Genomic DNA, 23,171 nt, shown 5'->3' on the forward strand with positions numbered 1-23,171 from the left:
CCGAAACTGATATTTCAACTCAGGTAGTAGAACTATGAGCGCTATTCACGAACAAGCCATGAACTATGTCTATCAACAAGTATTGCAACGCTTGATAGGGCATTTCTCTCGAACAGAACGTACCTCGCTCCAGTTATTGATTCAACGAATCGTGGTAGCGGCAGGCGGCATGGAGCGGATCGGTGAATACAAGGTGCTGGTCGCTCACGGCGCAGGCGCCGGCAGCAGCTATGTCCTGGCGTTGTTGCGCGCAGCCCAGCTGACGCTTGCAGGCCGGGCGCCGCGGACGTTTCAACTGCGGGTCGCGACCTTGCGCCATGCCGGCATGTCGCAAAATGCCCTGGACACGCTGCATCGCGGCTACAGCGCGCTGTTCCTGCATGACGATGCGCGTGTCGAATTGCTGATGGTCGAGAATCAGGAAGTCTTGCCGTTCAACCACCTGCGGCCGGCCTCCAGTGCGGCGCGCGACACCAGCCGGCGCAATATGCTGATGGTGGGGCACCTGACTTCGGGAGATCTTCGCCAAACCCTGTGCAACGACGCCTACCTGGCCCTCGGTGACTTTTACCAGCGCGTCACCACATGCAATGGCGGCGTGCACGCGCTGGTCAGCGGTGACTCCGCGCGCAAGCAGCGGGAGTACCTGGCGTGGCTGAAGAAGGCTGCGCTGGCGAGCGGTGCAGAGATCCCGCCGCGCCAGCCCCTGGTGCTCAGCGGGCTGTTCGCGCGCATGGATGAGTGGAGCAACGCCTATTACTGCGACCTTTACGGCGAGCGTTACGCCGTCGCCGATAAGTCCGACACGGACAACCATCGCCACTTGGCCTATATCGGCGCTGCCGACCTTAAGGACGCGGCCGAATACTCCTCCGGGCCGCTGTTGCGTCAGTTCATGGGCTATGAACCGGACGAGTTTGGCTTTCATTTCAGCCACGCGAGCTATGCGAACCCGTTGCTGATGGCCCATCTGCGGGGCCTGCAGGCCGAGTGCCTGCGGGAACTGGATTACGAGGAGGGCGCACAGGGCTTCATGCAGCAGGCCGCGCTGTTCATGCGGCGCAAGCAGATTCCCGAACACCTGATTGCCCAGGCAGCGACCCAGGATGGTCGAGCGCTGGCGGCCGACTACGCCCAGGCGCTGTTCCGATTGGATGAAAGCCAACTGAACTGCCTGATGTTTTCGCCGTTTATCCGTCACGGCGAGCGCCTCGAAAGCTTTTTGCGCCAATGCCACCCCGGCATGCTGGTGGCACTTCCCGAGCTGCACAAGGCGCTGCAAGGCAAGCCGGTGGCCGAGATGCTGGTGCAATGGGCCATCGACATCAGCGGGTTGCCGATCGACCTGCTGCAACATCTCTATCGCAAGCGGCCAGCCACCGGCGTGCCGGGCATGGCCGAGACGCCACAGCAAGATGCTCCCGCCCTGGCAGCCTACCAACTGGCGGGGCGTTAAGCGGGTGGCGGCGGGTGACCAGCGATGAACCTCAGGGACGACCGGCAAACCGACTTCGCCTACCAGGCGGTGTATCGCTACATGATCAACCTCATCGGCGAGGTGGGCACGGATGCCCGGGTAAAACTGCCATCATTGCGGCAGCTGGCGGAGCGCCTGAATGTGTCGATCTCGACCATTCAATACGCTTATTCGTTGCTCGAGAAGGAGGGCCGGGTGTACTCGGTGCCCAAGTCGGGCTACTACGCCTGGCCGGTATTGAATAGACCGCCAGGCAGCAGCGGTGGCGACCTGCTGGAGCGCCTCTATGCCAGTGCGCGACGCCCGGGAATGCGCGTGCTCAGCGCCGATGAGCCGGCACTTGCGGCGTCACTGGACGCAGCGCTGTTGCTGCTCGAGCGCGAACTGTTGCGGCATTACCCGCATCATCTGCAGCCATGGTCGCAGCCCTGTGGTGTGTGGGAACTGCGGGCGACGCTCGCGGCGCGCTATACCTCGTCGCCGACCCGTTGCTGGCAGGCGGACGAGGTATACATCGGCGCCGACTTGCGCGGGGTACTGGAAATCCTGATCGAGGTGCTGGGTCTCAAGGGCGCTGCGATCATCGTCGAATCCCCGTGTGACTGGCTGATCCTGCGGTTGTTGCAGGGGGCAGGCGTGAGGGTTCTCGAATTGCCATTCACGGCGGACGACGGCCTGGACCTGGCGTTGTTCGAGCACTTGCTCAGCACCGAGCCGGTGCAGCTGGCGTTGCTGTCATCCGGTGTCAGCCTGCCGTCCGGCGTAGTCCTGTCCACCCATGACCGCCTGCAGCTAGTGCGATTGCTGGACCAGCATGGCTGTTGGTTGTTAGAAAATGACAGCCATGGTGACCTCGGCTTCGGGCAGCCAATCACCGCGTTACGGGACCTGGCCAATCCCGAGCGGCTGATGGTGTTTTCCACGTTCGAGAAGATGCTCGGGCCGGAAGCGCCGTTTGGCTATTTGCTGTCGCGCCACCTCAGCGGCGAGCTGCAGCGCCAGTTCCTGTTGCGCGCATTCCGGTTGTCCTCTATCCGCCAGCGCGCGATTGCGCGGCTCTATCAAAGCGGGCGCATCGACCAGCATCTGCGGGAGTTGCGCCCGCAACTCAAAGAGCAGGCCCGGCGCATGGGCCTGCGGCTGGACACGCATCTGGGCAACCAGGTGAGCTACCGAATGCCCGCCGCTGGCGCGACCTTCTGGTTGCGCTCAGAGGCCCCGGTGGATATGCGCCAGGTGTTCCAGCGCCTGCTCACCCGGCAGGTGGTGATTGCGCCGGGGGAGTTGTTCAGCCTCAGTGGCCTGCACTGCCAGCATCTGCGGCTGAGCCATGCCGTTGACGGCGCCCATAACCTGGAGAACGCCCTGGATGAACTGGCTCTGGCGCTCAGGCAGGCACAGACCGGCGCTGAATGAAATTTCGCTGATTGCTGTAGGATTTATAACGTCGCGGAGCAGTCCAAGTCCCAGTAAACTGCACTTTTTTCCGAATCCTTCTCTTTCCGAGGTTTATGCATGACTCTCAGTCCTTTTGCGGGCAAGCCGGCACCAGCTCAATTGCTGGTAGACATCCCGCGACTGGTAACGGCCTATTACACCGGCCAGCCTGATGCAGCGATCTCCACCCAGCGCGTCGCCTTTGGTACCTCAGGACACCGCGGCAGCTCGTTCGACCTCAGCTTCAATGAATGGCACGTGCTTGCCATCAGCCAGGCCATTTGCCTGTACCGTGAAGCCCAGGGCATCAACGGCCCGCTGTTTGTCGGCCTCGACACCCACGCGTTGTCCACCCCGGCCGGCGCCAGTGCGCTGGAAGTGCTGGCCGCCAATGGCGTGCACGTGATGCTCGCCGAAGGCGATGAGTACACCCCGACACCGGCGATTTCCCACGCCATCATTTGCTACAACCGCGGCCGCACCAGTGGTTTGGCCGACGGCATCGTGATCACGCCGTCCCACAACCCGCCACAAAGCGGCGGCTACAAGTACAACCCGCCCAACGGCGGCCCGGCCGACACCCACATCACCAAGTGGATCGAAGCCAAGGCTAACGAACTGCTGGCCAATAAGCTGGCCGGGGTCAAGCGCATCACCCATGCCCAGGCGCTGAAGGCCGACACCACTCATCGCCACGACTACCTCAACACCTACGTGGCCGACCTGGTCAACGTCATCGACTTCGATGCCATCCGCAACGCTGGCTTGCGCCTGGGCGTCGATCCGCTGGGCGGAGCAGGGGTGCGCTACTGGTCGGCCATCGCCGAGCATCACCGCCTGAACCTCGACGTGGTGAACACCGAAGTGGATTCGACCTTCCGCTTCATGAGCGTCGACTGGGACGGCCAGATCCGCATGGACCCGTCCTCCAGCTACGCCATGCAGGGGTTGATCGGCCTCAAGGACCGTTATGACGTGGCCTTCGCCTGCGACCCGGACCACGACCGCCATGGCATCGTGACGCCGTCCGGTGGCTTGCTGGCGCCGAACAACTACCTGGCCGTGTCCATCGACTACCTGTTCCAGAACCGCCCCGAATGGCGCGCTGATGCTGCGGTGGGCAAGACCGTGGTCAGCAGCGGCTTGATTGATCGCGTGGCCAAGCGCATTGGCCGTCGCCTGTACGAAGTGCCGGTGGGCTTCAAGTGGTTTGCCGATGGCCTGTTTGACGGTTCGCTGGGTTTTGGTGGCGAAGAAAGTGCCGGCGCCTCGTTCCTGCGCAAGGACGGCAGCGTGTGGAGCACTGACAAGGACGGTTTGATCCCGGCGCTGCTGGCGGCGGAAATGACCTCGCGCAAAGGCCAGGACCCAAGCCAGATTTATCGCGGGCTGACCGATGCACTGGGTGAGCCGTTCGCCATTCGGGTGGATGCCAAGGCGACTCCGGCGCAGAAGGCCTTGTTGGGCAAGCTGTCGCCAGACCAGGTGACGTCCACGCAGTTGGCCGGGGAAAGCATCCAGCAGATCCTCAGCCACGCGCCGGGCAATGACCAGGCGATCGGCGGGCTGAAAGTCATGACTGAAAACGGTTGGTTTGCCGCACGGCCATCGGGCACCGAGGACATCTACAAGATCTACGCCGAGAGCTTTATCGGCGAAGATCACCTCAAGCAACTGGTGGAAGAGGCCCAGGTGTTGGTGGACGGGGCGATCTCGGCTAACTGATGCCCAACCTATGACTGATTAACCTGTGGCGAGGGAGCTTGCTCCCGCCGGACTGCGCAGCAGTCCCATTTTTGGGGGCGCTTCGCACCCCAGCGGGAGCAAGCTCCCTTGCCACATTCAAGCTCGGTCAGGCGAGGTCGACCAAGACGATCTCGCTGTCCTCAACCGCTGTCACCCGCAGTACCTGCTCATCCTCAACCGCCACACCGTCTCGAGCTTGTGCACGCAAGCCATTGACTTCAATCACCCCGGTGGCCGGTACCAGGTACGCCCGGCGTCCGTTGTCCAGCCGATACTCGGCACTTTCACCGGCTTTCAGGTTTGCCGCTACCAAGCGTGCATCGGCCCGAATCCGCAGGCTTTCGCTGTCTCCGGCCTTGCCACTGGCCAGGGTCACAAACCCTTCGCGGTCACCCTTCGGAAACGGCTTAGCGCCCCACGACGGCGGCAAACCGGCCTCATTGGGAATGATCCAGATCTGGAAAATCTTGGTCGGCGTAGCTTCCAGGTTGTACTCGCTGTGGGCGATCCCGGTGCCGGCGCTCATTACCTGGACGTCGCCGGCCTCGGTGCGGCCCTGGTTGCCCAGGTTGTCGGCATGGCTGATGGCGCCCTCACGCACATAGGTGATGATTTCCATGTCCCGGTGCGGGTGCTGCGGGAAGCCGGTGCCCGGTGCGATGAGGTCATCGTTCCACACCCGCAGGTTGCCCCAGTGCATGCGCTTGGGGTCATGGTATTCGGCAAACGAAAAGTGGTGGTGAGCGTCCAGCCAACCGTGATTGGCGCCGCCCAGGGTGTTGAAAGGTCGAAGTTCAAGCATGATCGTCTCCTGTGGATGGGAGCTATCATCCAGCAGCGCCAGATCGATAAAAAGCGTAAAAAATGCTGGATTCCTATCGAATGCTTCGATGCCGATGCTCAGGACTTGTCTTCACTTCATCGCCTAACTGCATGAGCGCAAAGCAATTGGCTGGAACTGTGGGGCATTTGCGGCGACCATAGGGCTCTTGTCCGAGTTAAAGCATCGCAGGAGTCCGCGTGCCGCAACACACCCCCGATCTGCCTCCCGAACTGCGGCCACTGGCCGAAATGCCCCTGTTGAAACGGCTCGCCGCCCGATTATTCGGTCACGGCCTGACGCGCTTGCGGGCACAGCACCGTTTCTCATGGCTGCATGGCCAGGCCGACGGCTTTCGCAGTGGCCACACGGCCGGCGTGGAGTATGGCTATAAGGAAGGCAAGGCGGATGGTATCGAAGAAGGCCGCCAGGTCCTGCTGATTCGTGACTTCCGGCCGGATGAGCACACTGCGCCGGGTGTTGACGACAACCTGTTCGATGATTGGCGCCTGCCGCTGACCGCCGAATTGAAAAAACGCATCAAGGCTGATGTGGCGCGCCTGCTGCCGGCCCATGGCCAGCCGAGTGCGGCGCAATGGAAGATGATTTTCAGCGATACGCCGTCCACCTCGGTGATCGCCGGCGCCGGCGCGGGTAAATCCACCTCGCTGGTGCTGCGTATCCTGCTGCTGACCCATTACCTGGGCTTCGAGCTGAGCTCGATGACGGTGGTGACCTTCACCCGTGAGTCGCGCAAGGACTTCATCAACAAGCTCATGGAAATTCTCGCCTTGTGGGGCCAACCCCTTGGTATGAAAGAAGCGCAAGCGGTGGTGCGGACCTTTCACTCACGCATCCTGCCAATGGTGCGCAGCCTGCCGGGCCTTGAGCGGCTGCAGGCGTTCGAGAACCTCAATGCGCGGACCGAAGCGGGCTTTGATGAGGCCGACAGCAACCCCTTCGAATTGCGGATCAACGACGCCCAGCGCCAGCAACTGAATGCCTGCTATCACCGGCTGCATGGCCGCCATGAACGCTTCCGCGAACTGATCGCCCCGCTGGCGCGCCATGCCCTGCAACTCAAGGAGCTGGAGCGCGATCACCCGGACGTGCAAAAACGCGTGGCGGTGACCGAACTGGCGGCCAAGCGCGATGAAGAACTCTGCGATGTGATCGAAGACCTGTGGTTTCGTGCCGGCGCCTGGCCGATCAAGGGCATCGAGCCCAATCGCCAGACGTTCGATATCAACGGCGCGAAGTTTCACTGCCATGGCTACATTGCCGAACTGGATGCCTGGGTCGTACTGGGCTTCGACCCGCGGGAAAATGCCCAGGTCAGTCGACCCGGGTCCAAGCTGTCAGTACGTGCCGAATGGGCGGTAAAGCGAACCCTGTTTCAAGCTTTCTGCCGTAAACCATTGATATGGCTAGAAAGCTACGAGTCTTCCAAGCGGCTTTTAAGCAGCCTGGCAGGTGACGCAACAGCGGGCCCGGGCTTCGATTACAAGGTCAAGGGCGAGCTGGGTTCGGCACCGTTGCTGGACAGCTTTGTTGCCGCCGCCGGGTTCATCGAGAACCTCGGGCTGGATGTGCCCACCGCCGTGGGCAAGATGAGTTTTGCCAAGGATGATCCAGACCGTTTTTACTTCGAGGCACTGAGCATTTTCTGGAAGGCCCTCGAAGATCACTTGCTGGACCAGTCGCCACCGGTCATGACCTACAACCGGATGTTCTCGCTGTTTGGCGAAAACACCCCGGAGAACCTGAAGTTGCTCAGCGACCCGCTGCTACGGCCGATGTCGCACCTGATGATCGACGAATTCCAGGACGTATCGCCGCAGATCGTCTCGTGGATCCGGGCCAGCCTGCGGGAGATCCGCAGCCGTGGGCCGGCCATGCACGTGGGGCGTGGGGCCCAGCGCTCTTCGCTGTTGTGCGTGGGCGATGATTGGCAGTCGATCTATGGCTGGCGTGGCAGTTCGCCCAAGTATTTCATGGAGTTCAACAAGGAGTTCCCGTCACCCACGACCACCCGGGTGATGCTGGGCGAGAACTACCGCAGCCATCAGCACGTGATCGATGCTGCCGAGCACATTGTGCGGGCGGCCCCGGCCATCAGCGGCAAGAAAGCCAAGGCCAGTGGAGCCGCGAAGGAGTTGGTGCCGGTCACGGTGCGTGACCGTGACGATGCGGCGCTGGGCCAACAACTGCTGGCGCACTATCAAAAGGGTGATTCGGTGTTAATGCTGTATCGAAAAAGCAGCGATAAGTCATTGATGCAAGAGCATATTCAGTCGGTAATTAATGTGGATTCTAGTTTGCCGTACGGCAGCCGCCGGCTCAAGCAACTGACTTATCACAGCGCCAAGGGCCTGCAAGCGGATGCGGTATTCCTGCTGGGCGACTGCCAGCACTTGACCAGTTCGCCGTACAAGAACCAGGTCTACCGCATGGCAGGACTGGGCAAGGACGGCGATACCGAAGCTTACGACAGCGCGCAGAAAGACGAAGTGCTGCGCCTGGCCTACGTGGGCATTACCCGGGCGGTGAGCCATTGCTATTGGTATGTCGACGGCCAGGATGGCCAAGGGGTGAATGTGCCAAAGGCTTCGGACCGGGTTGCCGGGGACAAACCGTTTTTTGACGACCAGCGCATCAGCAAATCATAAGGGGTGACGTTGAATCCTGTGGCGAGGGAGCTTNNCGCTCCCAGGATTTTGGGGCTGCTACGCAACCCAGCGGGAGCAAGCTCCCTCGCCACAGGATACCTGCGTTGCCAGATCAAGCCCGCAGCGACAGCGGCGGCACAAACGACTCCAGTTCATCCTCAACCGCCTCGATGATCCGTTCCACGTCAGCAGCGTTCATCACCGTGGCGCAAGGGATACCGGCAATTGCAATCAGGGTTTCCCCGCTGGCGCGGTCGAACAGGCGGGCGATCATGCTGCCGGGAGCATCCATGCTCGCCTCAAAGCCCATGGGATGAAAGTGCCAGCGCATCAACTGGCAGGCGTTGGGGAATGTCACTTTGTTCATGTTGCCCACCTTGTTCATTGAGCGCTTCCTTTAGCTCGCTGCAGGGGCGCCATGACCGTCACTGGTCCTGGCCGTCGTGAGCATTAAAAATAGCATTCGTTCGCATCGGGCATGGGAGTTTTTTCGTCCCGTCCGGCAGTTGTTTTCAATAACGTTGATATGGGTCACGTGCTGCGTGGTATTAAGCGAAAGGCCATTAGTCGGAAATATCAAATGGCCGTTGAGCGGGTACGGGCAGTTGGGCAAGCTGCCTCTTTTTTCACCGGCGTAGAGCGCTCAATGCAAGACATCATTCCGGATGACTCCCAGAAAACCCAAGCTACGGCCAAGCTGGTACTGCGTCACCATCTGTGCTGGCGGGATCGGGACCTGGATGGAGTGATGTCGTACTACCATCCGGACATCCAGTACCACGATTTCTTCCAGAACCGCGTGGTGGGTGCCGGCGAGCTGCGCGAATACCTGCAAGCCAGCATGCCCCGTGGCGCCGACGAAGCGATCGAACACACCGACCGCATCCGCGCCGACGGCGACACCGCGTTCATCCAATACCGCATCACCTTGCGTGGCGGCCAGGGCCTGGTGTCGTTTCGCACCAGCGAAGCGATTACCGTGCGCGATGGCTTGATCTGGCGGGTCAACGAGTACGCCTCCCTGGTCCACGAGCAGTCTGCCAGCCGCCGCGAGACCACACGCCCGACCGTCAGCCGCCTGGGCCTGTCGCCGCAGCAACTGAGCTACATGGCCAACGACCTGCAACAGTACTTCGAGCGCCAGCAACCCTATCTGGACCCCGAACTGGACCTGCAACGGGTGGCGAAGGAGTGCGGGTACAGCCGCAACCAGATTTCCTACCTGTTGAACCAGGTGCTGGGGCAAAGTTTTTATCGCTACGTCAACCAGGCACGCCTCCAGCATTTGCTGGCTGCACTGGAAATGGCCGCGCCGCCGATCCGCATCGACGAACTGGCGTTTGCCGCCGGCTTCAATTCGACGTCGGCGTTCTACAGCAGCTTCCGCCAGCACACCGGCCAGTCGCCCAAGGCCTACGTCAAACAAATTTCCCTGCGTGCACGCGCGCAAGACAGCCCCTGAGGCCAGGCTCTAGGATCACTGCCATCGAAGTGTGGTGGTGGAGCTTGGCATGCCTGCATGGCGCAATATCAGTTTATGGATGGACCAGCTGGACGAGCCGCTGCTGGCACGCGCGTCCCTGGAGCAGGACCTGGACGTCAACGTGGCCATCATCGGCGCCGGCTACACCGGGCTCTGGACCGCGTATTACCTGAAGCGCCAGGCGCCCGAGCTGAAAATCGCAATCATCGAGGCGCAAACCGCCGGGTTCGGTGCCTCGGGCCGTAACGGCGGCTGGCTGATGGGCAACCTGCTGGGAGAGGACCGCCTGTTGGCCGGCCTGACCCCGGAACAGCGCCGGGCCTCGTTCGACCTGCTGCACGCCATCCCCGACGAAGTCGCGCAAGTGATCGAGCGCGAAGGCATCGACTGCGACTACCGCAAGGGTGGTGTGCTGTATTGCGCCGCGCGCTACCCCGAACAGGAAGCCACCCTGCGTGCGTACCTGGCCAAACTTCACAGCCAGGGCCTGACCGACGACGATTACCGTTGGCTTGGCCCGCAACAACTGGCCGAGCAGATCCGTATCGCCAAGCCTTATGGCGGCATCTATGCACCCCACGTTGCCACGATTCACCCGGCCAAGCTGGTGCGCGGCCTGGCGCGGTTGGTGGAGCGGATGGGCGTCAAGATCTACGAAAACAGTCCCGTCACTCATTGGCAGTCCGGCAGCCTGCGCACGGACAAAGCCTCGGTGCGCGCCTCCTGGGTGGTGCCGGCGGTGGAAGGGTATGCCACCACGCTGGCTCCGCTGGGGCGCTATCAGTTGCCGGTGCAAAGCCTGATCGTTGCCACCGAGCCGTTGCCGGCCAGCACCTGGGACGAGATCGGCCTGAATCGTGGCCAGGCGTTCGGCGAGAGCAGCCGGCAAGTGACTTACGGCCAGCGTTCGGCGGACAACCGCCTGGTGTTCGGCGCTCGCGGGGGTTATCAGTTTGCCGGCAAGTTGCGGCACAACTTCGAGCTCACCGACAGCGAAGTCGAACTGCGTCGCTATCTGTTCGGCGAACTGTTCCCGCAGCTCAAGAAAGTCCGTATCACCCACGCCTGGGGCGGCAACCTGGGCATGTCCCGGCGCTTCAAGCCGCACATGCTCTGCGATCACGCGGCAGGCATCGCCCTGGCCGGTGGTTACGGCGGCGAGGGCGTAGGCGCCAGCAACCTCGGTGGCCGCACCCTGGCGGACTTGATCCTGGGGCTCGATACGCCGTTGGTTCGCCAGCCATGGGTGATTCAGCCGGGCCGGCTGGACGGGCTCAAGGCCTGGGAACCGGAACCCTGCCGCTGGCTGGGCTACAACGCGATCATCCGCAGTTTTGTGCATGAGGACCAGGTGTTGGCCAACCCCAATACCGCCCCGTGGCGCCGCAAACTGGCCAGCGGGGTTGCCGGGTTCATGGAAGGTTTCATGCACTGAGTCGTTTCAATCACCACAGGTATGAACATGAGCATTACCCAGTTCAAAGACACACTCAGCGCCCATTTGCCGGACTCCTCGCCCGTCGCCGTGCCACTGGGCACACCGGTCGCGGTGGCCTCGACCTTGAGCGTGGAACGTAGCGACGGCGTCGAAACCGGCATCTGGGAATGCACGCCCGGGCGCTGGCGCCGGCAGATCAAAGCCCAGGAGTTTTGCCACTTTATCCAGGGACGCTGCACCTTCACCCCCGACAACGGGGAAATGCTCCACATAGAAGCCGGCGACGCACTGATGTTGCCGGCCAACAGCACCGGTATCTGGGACATCCAGGAAACCGTGCGCAAGACCTATGTATTGATCCTCTGATTCTTTGATCTTTGATCGCCTGCCATAAAAACAGCCCTAAAACCGCCAGGAAATCGAACCATGAGACCCATTGCCCTGTTGCCGCTGGTATTCGTCGCCACCCTCAGCCAAGCCGCCGAGACGGTGAAGATCTACAACTGGTCGGACTATATCGCCCCCGACACCACCAGGAACTTCCAGAAAGAAACCGGCATCGGTTTCACCTACGACGTGTACGACAGCAACGAAACCCTCGACGGCAAGTTGATGACCGGCAAATCCGGCTATGACGTGGTGTTCCCCTCCAACCACTTCATGGCCCGGCAGATCCAGGGCGGGGCGCTGAAGAAACTCGACAAGAGCCAGTTGCCCAACTGGAAGAACCTCAACCCGGTGCTGCTCAAGGCCCTGGAAAACAACGACCCGGGCAACGCCCACGGCTTCCCGTACCTGTGGGGCAGCACTGGTATCGGCTACAACATCGACAAGGTCAAGGCGGTACTCGGCGACAACGCCCCAGTGGATTCCTGGGACCTGATCTTCAAGCCCGAGAACATGCAAAAACTGCAGAAGTGTGGCGTCGCCATCCTCGACAACGGCCCGGAGCTGCTGCCGGCGGCGCTCAACTATCTGGGCCTGCCGCACCACAGCAAGAAGGCGGAAGACTACAAAAAGGCCGAGGACCTGCTGATGAAAGTGCGGCCATACGTGGCGTATTTCCATTCCTCGAAATACACCGCCGACCTGGCCAACGGCGACATCTGCGTGGCCGTGGGCTTCTCCGGCGACATCCTCCAGGCTGAGAGCCGCGCCAAGGAAGCCAAGAATGGCGTGAACATCGGCTACAACATTCCGAAAGAAGGCGCCGCGATCTGGTTCGACATGGTCGCCATGCCCGCCGATGCCCCGGATGAAAAAGCCGGCTATGCCTTCATGAACTACCTGCTGCGCCCGGAAGTGATGGCCAGCATCACCAACTACGTGCACTACGCCAACGGCAATGCCGCGGCGGACAGCCTGGTGGACCCGGCAATCAAGAGCGACACCAAGGTGTACCCAAGTCCGGAAATGATGGGCAAGTTGTTCGCACTGGAAGCAATGCCACTGAACATCGACCGGATTCGTACGCGGGTGTGGAACACCATTCGTACCGGGCGTTGATGATCGTTCCCACGCTCCGCGTGGGAATGCATCCTGTGACGCTCCGCGTCACGACTTCAAAAGCGGAAGCGGAGCGTCCAGGGCGTGGGAACGATCATTAAGGATTCTCCAAGTCATGCCCCAACGACTGGATAAACAACGAAAACAGCTCCGGCTGCGACGAGATATCCAGCTTGGCATACAGGTGCCGGCGGTGAACCTTGACCGTATCCGGCGAGATATTCAGCCGTTCGGCCATGGCTTTTGACGAAAACCCACGCAACACCAATCGCGCTATTTCCAGTTCCCGCTCCGACAATACGCCACAGCCGAAATGACTCAACGCGTCCCGTATCTGGCTGGCCATTTCCGCCGGCGCGGCCACTCGCTGGGTGCTCTGCTGCCAATGCTGCTGCATCAACGGCAACACCCAGGCCGCGAGCGTGGTCATCAACCCCGTTTCCTCGCCGGTAAACAACCGCTGCATCCCCAACGACAGCGATAACGTCCCCGCACCCGGCAATTGCAGGATGAATTGCACCTCGTCTTCCAGCACGTTGTCGTGGAAGTAATTGAGGAAGTATTCACTCTGGCGAAAATGATCCGGCGCCACTTCCTCAAGGCGGTACACGCCACTGGCATACCCCTCGCGACACGCCTGGAAAAACGGGTCCAACAGGTACAAGCCATTCAGATAAACCAGCATCGACGCCGGTTTGCTGCTCGGTTGTGCGTCGTATTCTTCCAGCGCTTCGGGCGGGCCATCGGCGGGGTAGAAGATCGCCAGGGCATTGTCGAAGGGCAGGCATTGGTGCAGCAACAGCACCAGTTGCTTCCAGAAACGCCCGGTGCCGATCTGTGCGACGGTACGCCCCAGGCCCGCGTGCATGCCGACTTCCCTGAACAGGCTCATGTGCAGCTCCACGCTAAGGATTCAGGCCGCAAGGGTTCGACTTTTGCCCGGCGGCGTCAAGGGGAGTACTCCAATAGGGGAATTGGCCGATTTACACAGAGTGTTTAAGTTGGCCGTCAGTCAGTGGGGAACATACCCTGCGCCGCTTCACCTTTTCGTTTCTGCCTCAAACCAAGAACAATCAAGAGGATAACGATATGAGTGCTCCTTCCACGCCCGACGGCGTGCTGAAACCCACCCTGAGCGTATTCGATGTAGTGGCCATCACCGTCTCGGCGGTCACCCCGGCCAGTTCAGTGTTCGTGATTGCGCCGTTTGCCATCCAGCAGGCCGGCAGCGGGGTGTTCCTGGCCTTTGTGATGGCCGCCTTGCTCGCGCTGATGTTCGCCTTTTGCTACGCCGAACTCGGGCGTGCCCACAACAGCGCCGGCGGCGAATACGTGTATGCCAAGCGGGTGTTCGGCGGCATGGCCGGCTACGCGACGTTCCTCACGGTACTGGTGATGCTGCTGTTTATCCCGCCGGTACTGGCCACCGGGGCGGCGACTTACCTGAATAACGCCCTCGGCACCCAATTCGATTCGCAAACCGTGGCCCTGGTGATTGTGGTGTGCAGCTACGCCCTGGGTATCCTCAATATCAAGCTGAATGCCTGGATCACCGGCACCTGCCTGCTGCTGGAAGTGGCGGCGTTGCTGGTGATCGTGTTTATCGGCTTCGGCAACCCGGTGCAGCCGGTCAGCGTGCTGTTGCAACCGCAAATCGTCGAGAACGGCGTGCTGCACCTGGCGCCCTGGGCGCTGGTCATCGGCGCGGTGGGCATCGGCCTGTTCTCGTTCAATGGCTACGGTCCCGCCGTCTTGCTGGCCGAAGACATGAAGTGCGGCGGCAGGGGCGTGCACAAGGCGGTGTTGTGGTCCCTGGGCCTGGTGGTGGTCATCGAGCTGGTGCCGATCACCGCCTTGCTGATCGGTGCGCCATCCCTCAGCGCGATGATCAGCAGTCCCGACCCGATCGGCTACCTGCTGACCAGCCACGGTAACGAAACCCTGTCGCGGCTGGTCAGCGCCGGGATCTTCCTGTCGGTGTTCAACGCCATCGTCGCCATCGTCATCCAGATTGGCCGGGTGGTGTTCAGCAGCGGCCGCGATGCGTTGTGGACACCCACCATCAACAAACTCTTCACCCGGATTCATCCACGCTGGGATTCCCCGTGGTTGGCTACGCTGTTCCTGGCGGTCCCTTCGGCATTGCTCAGCTTCAGCTCCAACCTGGCGGACCTGACGTCTTTCAGCGTACTGCTGATCATGCTGGTGTACCTGATCGTGGCGTTGAGCGCGTTGATGAGCCGGGTGTTGCTGCGTGACCGCGAGCACCCGTATCGCATGCCGTTGTGGCCGGTGCCGGCCTTGCTGGCGGTGCTGGGCGCCGGCTACCTGTTGGTGACCCTGGCGATTGCCGCCTCGGTTCGCGACATCATGATTATCATCGGCCTGTTGGCACTGTCGGTGATCCTGTATTGCATCAGTGGCCGGTTGAGTCCGGCGTTTCAGAAATTGTAAGGAGTGGTTATGCGTGCACGTCAATTGGGCATCACCTTGGGACTGGGTACGCCCGGTGAGTTGAATGCCATCACCGACGTTCCAGGGGTTCGGGTCGGCCACAGTACGATCAAGAGCCGCATCGACGGCAAACAGGTACGTACCGGCGTGACGGCGATCCAGCCCCGGGCCGGTGCCGCGCGGTATCAGCCATGTTTTGCCGGCTACCACGTGCTCAACGGCAATGGCGACGCCACGGGGCTTGAGTGGATCAGCGAATCGGGGTTGCTGACCACGCCGCTGGCGATCACCAACACCCACAGCATCGGGATTGTGCGCGACACGCTGATCGCCCTGGAGCGCGAAAGCCTTGAAGACCCCGCCGTGTACTGGTGCATGCCGGTGGTGATGGAAACCTACGACGGCTTGCTCAACGATATCTGGGGCCAGCACGTCGGCCCGGAGCATGTGCGCGAGGCGCTGGCCAACGCCGAATCCGGGCCGGTGGCGGAGGGCGCCGTGGGCGGCGGCACCGGGATGATCTGCCATGAGTTCAAGGGGGGCATCGGTACCGCGTCACGGCGTTTGCCGGCGGAGCAGGGTGGCTGGACCGTCGGTGTGCTGGTGCAGGCCAACCATGGCAAGCGCCAGGACCTGCGCGTGGATGGTTACCCGGTAGGCCGGCAATTGATGGACATCCCGTCACCCTTTGCCGATCGCGGCACACCCGGCATGGGCTCCATCGTGGTGATCATCGCCACCGATGCGCCGTTGCTGCCCCATCAATGCCAGCGCCTGGCACAACGCGCGTCCATCGGGATTGCGCGCACGGGTGGCGGTACCGAGGACTCCAGCGGGGACCTGTTCCTGGCGTTCGCCACCGGCAATCAGGATTTGCCGGTGGCCGACTACGGGCGCAAGGGCTCGCCCCTCAGCACAGCCCTGCAAATGGTCAATAACGACCACATTTCACCGCTGTTCAGCGCGGCGGCGGAGGCCGTGGAAGAGGCGATCATTAATGCCATAGTGGCCGGCGAAGACATGACCACCGACCAGGGTGTGCGGGTGCCCGCGCTGGATGCCCACACACTCCTGCAGGCATTGCGCCAAACCGGCTGGCGCGGCCAGTAAGTAAACTAAGTCTTGTCCCGGTAATACGGGACAAACACTTAAATAGTGGCTATTCAATACTAACAATGACACGGTGACACTTTCTTAGTGCACCTCAGTCAATACTTTGGATCCATTCGTGGCTAAATGTCTTTAGGAGTATTTAATATTTAAATAGCTGGATTTTAATAACGCGCTATTTACCAGTGTTTGCAGGTTTTGTTCACCGGCCCAACTTTATCCTTGGATAAAAACCGCTGGACGAATGATTTCAGGTTGTGTCAGTTTTCTTTCGCCTTCAAAAGGGGCGAGTGATCGGACTTACTCGCCAGAGTGGGTCCGGTCGGACAAAAACTGTTCCACTTGCAAACAAGGAAGTACGTTTATGTCAAAAGTAAAAGACAAAGCTATTGTGTCGGCGGCTCAAGCAAGTACCGCTTACACCCAGATCGATAGCTTTAGCCATCAATACGACCGCGGTGGCAACCTCACGGTCAATGGCAAACCGTCGTTCACCGTTGACCAGGCCGCCGACCACCTGCTGCGTGAGAACGCCGCGTACCGGGACGTGGATGGCAACGGCAAGATCGATCTCACCTACACCTTCCTGACTTCGGCTTCGAACGCGACCATGAACAAGCATGGGATCACCGGGTTCAGCCAGTTCAACACCCAGCAGAAAGCACAGGCCGTACTGGCCATGCAATCCTGGGCCGATGTGGCCAATGTCACCTTCACCGAGAAAGCCTCGGGCGGTGACTTCCACATGACCTTCGGCAACTACAGCGGCGGCCAGGACGGCGCAGCGGCCTTTGCCTACCTGCCAGGCACCAACGCCAAGTACAACGAAAGCGGTCTTGACGGCACTTCCTGGTACCTGACGAACAACAGCTACACGCCGAACAAGACCCCGGACCTGAACAACTATGGCCGGCAGACCCTGACCCACGAAATCGGCCACACCCTGGGCCTGGACCACCCTGGCGACTACAACGCCGGGACCGGCAACCCTTCGTACAAAGACGCGGACTATGGACAGGACACGCGTGGCTACAGCGTCATGAGTTACTGGAGCGAGAGCAACACCAACCAGAACTTCAGCAAAGGCGGGGTAGAAGCCTACTCGTCCGGCCCGCTGATTGACGACATCGCCGCGATCCAGAAGCTCTACGGCGCCAACTACAACACCCGTGCCGGTGACACCACCTATGGCTTCAACTCCAACACCGGGCGTGATTTCCTCAGCGCCACTTCATCGGCCGACAAGCTGGTGTTCTCGGTGTGGGACGGTGGCGGCAACGACACCCTGGACTTCTCCGGTTTTACCCAGAACCAGAAGATCAACCTCAATGAAACCTCGTTCTCCGACGTTGGCGGCCTGGTGGGCAACGTTTCCATCGCCAAGGGTGTGACCGTGGAGAACGCCATCGGCGGTTCGGGCAACGACCTGCTGATCGGTAACGCAGCCGCCAACGTCCTCAAGGGCGGTGCCGGCAACGACATCATCTTCGGCGGCGGCGGTGCAGACCAGCTGTGGGGCGGCTCAGGCAACGACACCTTCGTGTTCGGCGCCAGCTCCGACTCCAAGCCGGGTGCGGCGGACAAGATCTTCGACTTCACCTCGGGTTCCGACAAGATCGACCTCACCGGCATCACCAAAGGTGCAGGCCTGACCTTCGTCAACGCGTTTACCGGTCATGCCGGCGACGCGGTGCTGTCCTACGCTTCGGGTACCAACCTGGGCACATTGGCCGTGGACTTCTCCGGGCACGGCGTGGCGGATTTCCTCGTCACCACCGTTGGCCAGGCAGCCGTCAGCGACATCGTGGCCTGATACACGCGTAAAGGAGGGTGGCGCACACGCGCCGCCCTCTGCCCTTGCATCCACCCCATGAACGGGCGAAGGTGATGACGCTATTTCGCAGTACCGTGGCCTGGAGTTTCCAGGTGTTGCTTATGTCGGCAGGAGCCACAGCAATGGCAAGCAGTCTGGTTTTACCTACTTCCGCGCAGTTGGCCGGGCATTGGGCGCTGCACCAGCAAGAGCAGGTGTGCGCATTGGACTTGATTGAGCAGGCTAACGCGTTAGGGGGCGATGTGGAGTGCGCCGGACAATGGCTGGGGGAAGCCCCCGTTAGTTGGACGCCTACTCCCGATGGTATTTGGCTGATGAATGCCGAAGGCACCGGCATAACCCATTTGAATCGCCAGAAAGAAGGCGAATATGAAGGTCGCGCAAAAACCGGCGCGGTATTGATATTGCAACGTGCACCGTAATAGTTCGTTATAACGATATAACCCGATTTTAATGTTTGCCCGCCCCTTATTGGAGCGCTCGGTAAACTATTGCGCGTCATTCGGCTCAGGGAAGATCAGGCAACATGGCGAAGACCACTCCCGTTGCACCACTGTTCAAGGCACTCGGCGACTACAAAAGTATTCTGATCAGTATTGGCTGTTTCACGGCATTGATTAACGTATTGATGTTGGTGCCGTCGATTTATATGTTGCAAGTCTACGACCGCGTACTGTCTTCACAGAACGAAACCACCCTGGTGATGTTGACGCTGATGGTGGTGGGGTTCTTCGCCTTTATCGGTGTGCTGGAGGTGATCCGCAGCTTTATCGTGATTCGCATCGGCAGCCAGCTGGAGCGGCGTTTCAACCTGCGGGTCTACAAGGCCGCTTTCGAGCGCAACCTGCAACGGGGCGAAGGCCATGGCGGGCAATCCCTGGGGGACCTGACCCACATCCGCCAATTCATCACCGGGCCTGCGCTGTTCGCGTTTTTCGACGCGCCGTGGTTTCCGATCTATCTGTTCGTGATTTTCCTGTTCAACGTGTGGCTGGGTGTCTTGGCCAGTGCCGGTGCCGTGCTGCTGATTGCCCTGGCGTGCCTTAACGAATACCTGACCAAAAAGCCTCTGGGTGAAGCCAGCGGTTATTCCCAGCAATCCACCCAATTGGCCACCAGCCACCTGCATAACGCCGAGACCATCCAGGCCATGGGCATGCTGGGTGCATTGCGCAAGCGCTGGTTCAAGGTGCATTCGCAGTTCCTGGGCCTGCAGAACAAGGCCAGCGACACCGGCTCGATCATCAGTTCCCTGAGTAAATCCCTGCGCCTGTGCCTGCAATCGTTGGTGCTGGGCCTGGGTGCGCTCCTGGTGATCAAGGGCGACATGACCGCCGGGATGATGATCGCAGGCTCCATTTTGATGGGTCGGGTGTTGAGCCCCATCGACCAGTTGATCGCCGTGTGGAAGCAATGGAGTTCGGCCAAGCTGGCCTACCAGCGCCTGGACAACCTGATGCGCGAGTTTCCGCCCCAGGGCGAGCAGATGGCCTTGCCGGCGCCCAAGGGCAATGTGAGTTTCGAGCAAGTCAGCGCAGGCCCGCCGGGGCGACGTGTGCCGACCTTGCATCAAGTCAGCTTCAACCTGACTGCGGGCGAAGTGCTCGGCGTGCTGGGTGCTTCCGGCTCCGGCAAATCAACCCTGGCCCGCGTGCTGGTGGGCGTATGGCCAACCCTGGCAGGCACCGTGCGCCTGGACGGAGCCGACATTCATCGCTGGGACCGCGACGACCTCGGACCGCATATCGGTTATCTGCCCCAGGACATCGAACTGTTCAGCGGCAGCATCGCCGACAACATCGCGCGCTTTCGCGAAGCCGACCCGGATTTGGTGGTGCAGGCCGCCCAACAGGCAGGTGTGCACGAATTGATCCTGCGCTTGCCCCACGGCTACGACACCGTGCTCGGTGACGAGGGCAGCGGCCTGTCCGGTGGGCAGAAACAACGGGTCGCCCTGGCCCGCGCGCTGTACGGCGGGCCACGCCTGATCGTGCTCGACGAGCCCAACTCCAACCTCGACACCGTGGGTGAAGCCGCCCTGGCCAGCGCGATCATGCAGATGAAAGCCCAGGGCAGCACGGTGGTACTGGTGACTCACCGTTCCTCGGCGTTGGCCCAGGCCGACAAGCTGCTGGTGCTGAACGAAGGTCGTTTGCAGGCATTTGGTCCGAGCCAGGACGTGCTGCGCGCACTGTCCGGCCAGCAGGAAGCACCACGAGAAAAGGCCGGGGTCAGCCTCAGCCGTCAGTATCAAGCCGGAAGGAATCCAGGCGCATGAGCAGCGACAGCAGCATTCAAATCAACCGCGATTACGAACAGACCCATCCCGAGCACGACGCGCGTTTCTTCGCCCGCATGGGCTGGCTGCTGACGGTGGTCGGCGCCGGCGGGTTTTTCCTCTGGGCCAGTCTGGCGCCGTTGGACCAGGGGATCCCGGTACAAGGCACGGTGGTGGTATCGGGCAAGCGCAAGGCGGTACAAACCCTGAGCCCCGGCGTGGTCAGCCGGATCCTGGTGCGTGAAGGCGAAGCGGTGAAACAGGGCCAGCCGCTGTTCCGTCTCGACCAGACGCAGAACCAGGCCGACGTGCACTCGCTGCAAGCCCAGTACCGCATGGCGTGGGCCAGCGTGGCACGGTGGCAGAGCGAGCGGGATAACCAGTCGACGATCACCTTTCCGGCGCAATTGAGCGGCAACCCGGACCAAGCCCTGGCACTGGTCCTCGAAGGCCAGCGTCAACTGTTCAGCAGCCGCCGCGAAGCCTTTGCCCGGGAACAGGCCGGGATTCGCGCCAGTATCGAAGGCGCTACGGCGCAACTGAACGGCATGCGCCGCGCCCGCAGTGACCTGACCGCCCAGGCGCAATCCCTGCGAGACCAGTTGAACAACCTGCAACCCCTGGCCGACAACGGCTACATCCCGCGCAACCGGCTGATGGAATACCAGCGGCAACTGTCCCAGGTGCAACAGGACCTGGCGCAGAACACCGGCGAAAGCGGGCGGGTGGAGCAGGGCATCCTCGAGTCGCGCCTCAAGTTGCAGCAGCACAGCGAGGAGTACCAGAAGGAAGTGCGCAGCCAACTGGCCGACGCGCAGCTGCGCAGCCTGACCCTGGAACAACAACTGACCTCCGCCGGTTTCGACCTGCAGCACAGCGAGATCAACGCGCCCGCCGATGGCATCGCGGTCAACCTGGGCGTGCACACCGAAGGCGCCGTGGTGCGTGCCGGTGAAACCCTGCTGGAAATCGTGCCCCAGGACACCCGCCTGGAAGTCGAAGGGCGCCTGCCGGTGCACCTGGTGGACAAGGTCGGTGCGCACTTGCCGGTGGACATTCTCTTCACCGCCTTCAATCAGAGCCGCACGCCGCGGGTGCCGGGGGAGGTGAGCCTGATCTCCGCCGACCAGATGCTCGACGAAAAAACCGGCATGCCTTACTACGTGCTGCGCACCACCGTCAGCAGCAGCGCCCTGGAGAAACTCCACGGCCTGGTGATCAAGCCGGGGATGCCCGCCGAGATGTTCATCCGCACCGGCGAGCGCTCCTTGCTCAATTACCTGTTCAAGCCGCTGCTGGACCGCGCTGGCTCGGCGTTGACCGAGGAATGAGCATGAAGCCGATGTTCATCGCCTTGCTGATCGCCTGCGGCAGCGCCCAGGCCGCCATGGGCCCGTTCGATGTCTACGAACAGGCCCTGCGCAACGATCCGGTATTCCTTGGTGCCATCAAGGAGCGCGACGCCGGCCTGGAAAACCGCACCATCGGCCGCGCCGGCCTGCTGCCCAAGCTCTCGTACAACTACAACAAGGGCCGCAACAACTCCCAGGCCACCTTGCCCGACGGGCGCGGCGGCAATTATCACGATGACCGCAACTACAACAGCTATGGCTCCACGTTCACCCTGCAACAGCCGCTGTTCGACTACGAAGCCTATGCCAACTACCGCAAGGGCGTGGCCCAGGCACTGTTTGCCGACGAGAGCTTCCGCGACAAGAGCCAGGCGCTGCTGGTGCGGGTGCTGACCTATTACACCCAGGCGTTGTTTGCCCAGGACCAGATCGACATTGCCCGCGCCAAGAAAAAGGCCTACGAGCAGCAGTTCCAGCAGAACCAGCATCTGTTCCAGCAGGGTGAGGGCACCCGCACCGACATCCTGGAAGCAGAGTCGCGTTATGAGCTGGCGACTGCCGAGGAAATCCAGGCGCTGGATGAACAGGACGCCTCGCTGCGCGAACTCGGGGCGCTGATTGGCGTGCAGAGCGTCAACATCAACGACCTGGCGCCGCTGAACCCGGGGTTTGCCGCCTTCACCCTGACCCCGGCCAATTACGACACCTGGCACGAACTGGCGCTGACCAACAACCCCAACCTGGCCTCGCAACGCCAGTCCGTGGAAGTGGCGCGTTATGAAGTGGAGCGCAACCGTTCGGGGCACCTGCCACGCATCACGGCGTATGCCAGCTCGCGCCAGCAGGAATCCGACAGCGGCAACACCTACAACCAGCGCTACGACACCAACACCATCGGCATCGAAGTCAGCATGCCGTTGTATGCCGGTGGCGGCGTCTCGGCTTCCACCCGCCAGGCCAGCCGCGCCATGGAGCAGGCCGAGTACGAACTGGAAGGCAAGACCCGCGAAACCCTGATCGAACTGCGACGCCAGTTCAGTGCTTGCCTGTCGGGCGTCAGCAAGTTGCGGGCGTATCAAAAGGCGCTGACTTCGGCTGAAGCGCTGGTGGTCTCGACCAAGCAAAGCATCCTCGGGGGCGAGCGGGTCAACCTCGATGCGCTGAACGCCGAGCAGCAGTTGTACAGCACCCGTCGCGACCTGGCCCAGGCACGGTACGACTACCTGATGGCCTGGACCAAATTGCATTACTACGCGGGCAACTTGCGTGACACCGACCTGGCCAAGGTGGACGAGGCGTTTGGTCCTGAGAGCCGCTGATGCCTGGACGAGTAGCACTTGGTGCAAGGGAGCTTTGGTGGCATGGGCGCTTGTTTTGGCAAGGGAGTTTTCTGTGGCAAGGGCGCTTGTTGTGGCGAGGGAGCTTGCTCCCGCTGGGCTGCGTAGCGGCCCCAAGATCTTGGGAGCGCTGCGCACTCCAGCGGGAGCAAGCTCCCTCGCCACAGGTATTTCAACAATAAGAAAAGGGACTCTTCATGATCACTGGTTCACCTCCCTTCAAACCCTTC

18 protein-coding genes are annotated in these 23,171 nt (G+C 61.4%); 15 read left to right on the top strand and 3 right to left on the bottom strand.

The features are described from left to right. Positions 1 to 34: 34 nt before the first annotated feature. The 3 genes from HX869_RS11910 to pgm all read left to right on the top strand — a co-directional run bounded on the left by HX869_RS11910 (position 35) and on the right by pgm (position 4,639). Positions 35 to 1,456 carry a hypothetical protein gene (locus tag HX869_RS11910; RefSeq protein WP_178903127.1) on the top strand — a complete coding sequence of 474 codons (1,422 nt, stop codon included), beginning with the start codon at positions 35 to 37 and terminating at the stop codon, positions 1,454 to 1,456. 24 nt (positions 1,457 to 1,480) lie between these two features. Next, on the top strand, positions 1,481 to 2,893 hold the full coding sequence (locus HX869_RS11915; RefSeq protein ID WP_178903128.1) for a PLP-dependent aminotransferase family protein: 1,413 nt from the start codon (positions 1,481 to 1,483) through the stop codon (positions 2,891 to 2,893). A gap of 99 nt (positions 2,894 to 2,992) precedes the next feature. Continuing rightward, entirely contained in the window at positions 2,993 to 4,639 is a 1,647-nt protein-coding gene (gene pgm, locus HX869_RS11920; RefSeq protein WP_087694418.1) for a phosphoglucomutase (alpha-D-glucose-1,6-bisphosphate-dependent), read from the top strand. A gap of 127 nt (positions 4,640 to 4,766) precedes the next feature. On the opposite strand, the gene HX869_RS11925 is transcribed toward pgm, so the two are convergent. Then, positions 4,767 to 5,462 (bottom strand): pirin family protein, encoded by a 696-nt coding sequence (locus HX869_RS11925; RefSeq protein ID WP_003217133.1) that lies wholly within the window; start codon positions 5,460 to 5,462, stop codon positions 4,767 to 4,769. 218 nt (positions 5,463 to 5,680) lie between these two features. On the opposite strand from HX869_RS11925, the gene HX869_RS11930 reads away from it, so the two are divergent. Further along, a complete protein-coding gene (locus HX869_RS11930; protein WP_178903129.1) occupies positions 5,681 to 8,149 on the top strand; it encodes a UvrD-helicase domain-containing protein in 2,469 nt (822 codons plus the stop codon). A gap of 112 nt (positions 8,150 to 8,261) precedes the next feature. Here the strand turns inward: HX869_RS11930 and HX869_RS11935 are convergent, their stop codons facing one another. Next, positions 8,262 to 8,534: a DUF1652 domain-containing protein gene (locus HX869_RS11935; RefSeq protein WP_003217129.1), complete on the bottom strand. Its 273-nt coding sequence runs from the start codon at positions 8,532 to 8,534 to the stop codon at positions 8,262 to 8,264. A gap of 261 nt (positions 8,535 to 8,795) precedes the next feature. Here HX869_RS11935 and HX869_RS11940 point away from each other — a divergent pair, with 261 nt between their 5' ends. The 4 genes from HX869_RS11940 to HX869_RS11955 are packed head-to-tail and all read left to right on the top strand — an operon-like array spanning position 8,796 to position 12,576. Beyond that, on the top strand, positions 8,796 to 9,611 hold the full coding sequence (locus HX869_RS11940) for an AraC family transcriptional regulator (RefSeq protein WP_003217127.1): 816 nt from the start codon (positions 8,796 to 8,798) through the stop codon (positions 9,609 to 9,611). 49 nt (positions 9,612 to 9,660) lie between these two features. Beyond that, on the top strand, positions 9,661 to 11,067 hold the full coding sequence (locus tag HX869_RS11945) for an FAD-binding oxidoreductase (RefSeq protein WP_177122984.1): 1,407 nt from the start codon (positions 9,661 to 9,663) through the stop codon (positions 11,065 to 11,067). A 27-nt stretch (positions 11,068 to 11,094) separates the two neighbouring features. Next, positions 11,095 to 11,436 carry a cupin domain-containing protein gene (locus HX869_RS11950; protein WP_003217122.1) on the top strand — a complete coding sequence of 114 codons (342 nt, stop codon included), beginning with the start codon at positions 11,095 to 11,097 and terminating at the stop codon, positions 11,434 to 11,436. 60 nt (positions 11,437 to 11,496) lie between these two features. Further along, positions 11,497 to 12,576, top strand: a complete 1,080-nt coding sequence (locus HX869_RS11955; protein ID WP_003217120.1) for a polyamine ABC transporter substrate-binding protein — start codon at positions 11,497 to 11,499, stop codon at positions 12,574 to 12,576. 97 nt (positions 12,577 to 12,673) lie between these two features. Here HX869_RS11955 and HX869_RS11960 read toward each other — a convergent pair whose 3' ends face one another. Further along, positions 12,674 to 13,468, bottom strand: a complete 795-nt coding sequence (locus tag HX869_RS11960; protein ID WP_371132459.1) for a response regulator transcription factor — start codon at positions 13,466 to 13,468, stop codon at positions 12,674 to 12,676. Between the two features lie 197 nt (positions 13,469 to 13,665). Between HX869_RS11960 and HX869_RS11965 the strand changes: the two genes are divergently transcribed. The 7 genes from HX869_RS11965 to HX869_RS11995 all read left to right on the top strand — a co-directional run bounded on the left by HX869_RS11965 (position 13,666) and on the right by HX869_RS11995 (position 22,923). Next, positions 13,666 to 15,030, top strand: a complete 1,365-nt coding sequence (locus tag HX869_RS11965) for an APC family permease (RefSeq protein WP_003217116.1) — start codon at positions 13,666 to 13,668, stop codon at positions 15,028 to 15,030. 9 nt (positions 15,031 to 15,039) lie between these two features. Beyond that, complete coding sequence (locus tag HX869_RS11970) at positions 15,040 to 16,140, top strand: P1 family peptidase (protein ID WP_178903130.1); 1,101 nt, start codon at positions 15,040 to 15,042, stop codon at positions 16,138 to 16,140. A 364-nt stretch (positions 16,141 to 16,504) separates the two neighbouring features. Continuing rightward, complete coding sequence (locus tag HX869_RS11975) at positions 16,505 to 17,953, top strand: serralysin family metalloprotease (protein WP_003217113.1); 1,449 nt, start codon at positions 16,505 to 16,507, stop codon at positions 17,951 to 17,953. Between the two features lie 74 nt (positions 17,954 to 18,027). Continuing rightward, positions 18,028 to 18,396, top strand: coding sequence for an AprI/Inh family metalloprotease inhibitor (locus tag HX869_RS11980; protein ID WP_158213549.1), 369 nt, complete (start codon positions 18,028 to 18,030; stop codon positions 18,394 to 18,396). Between the two features lie 104 nt (positions 18,397 to 18,500). Beyond that, entirely contained in the window at positions 18,501 to 20,252 is a 1,752-nt protein-coding gene (locus HX869_RS11985; RefSeq protein WP_003217110.1) for a type I secretion system permease/ATPase, read from the top strand. Then, on the top strand, positions 20,249 to 21,583 hold the full coding sequence (locus HX869_RS11990; protein ID WP_008433775.1) for an HlyD family type I secretion periplasmic adaptor subunit: 1,335 nt from the start codon (positions 20,249 to 20,251) through the stop codon (positions 21,581 to 21,583). The genes HX869_RS11985 and HX869_RS11990 overlap by 4 nt, the downstream gene beginning before the upstream one ends. A 2-nt stretch (positions 21,584 to 21,585) precedes the next feature. Further along, the gene (locus tag HX869_RS11995; RefSeq protein WP_178903131.1) at positions 21,586 to 22,923 is read left to right on the top strand and encodes a TolC family outer membrane protein; all 1,338 of its coding nucleotides are present in this window, start codon (positions 21,586 to 21,588) and stop codon (positions 22,921 to 22,923) included. Positions 22,924 to 23,171 lie beyond the last annotated feature (248 nt).

It is taken from the genome of Pseudomonas sp. P7779, assembly GCF_013386315.1.
Lineage (GTDB): Bacteria > Pseudomonadota > Gammaproteobacteria > Pseudomonadales > Pseudomonadaceae > Aquipseudomonas.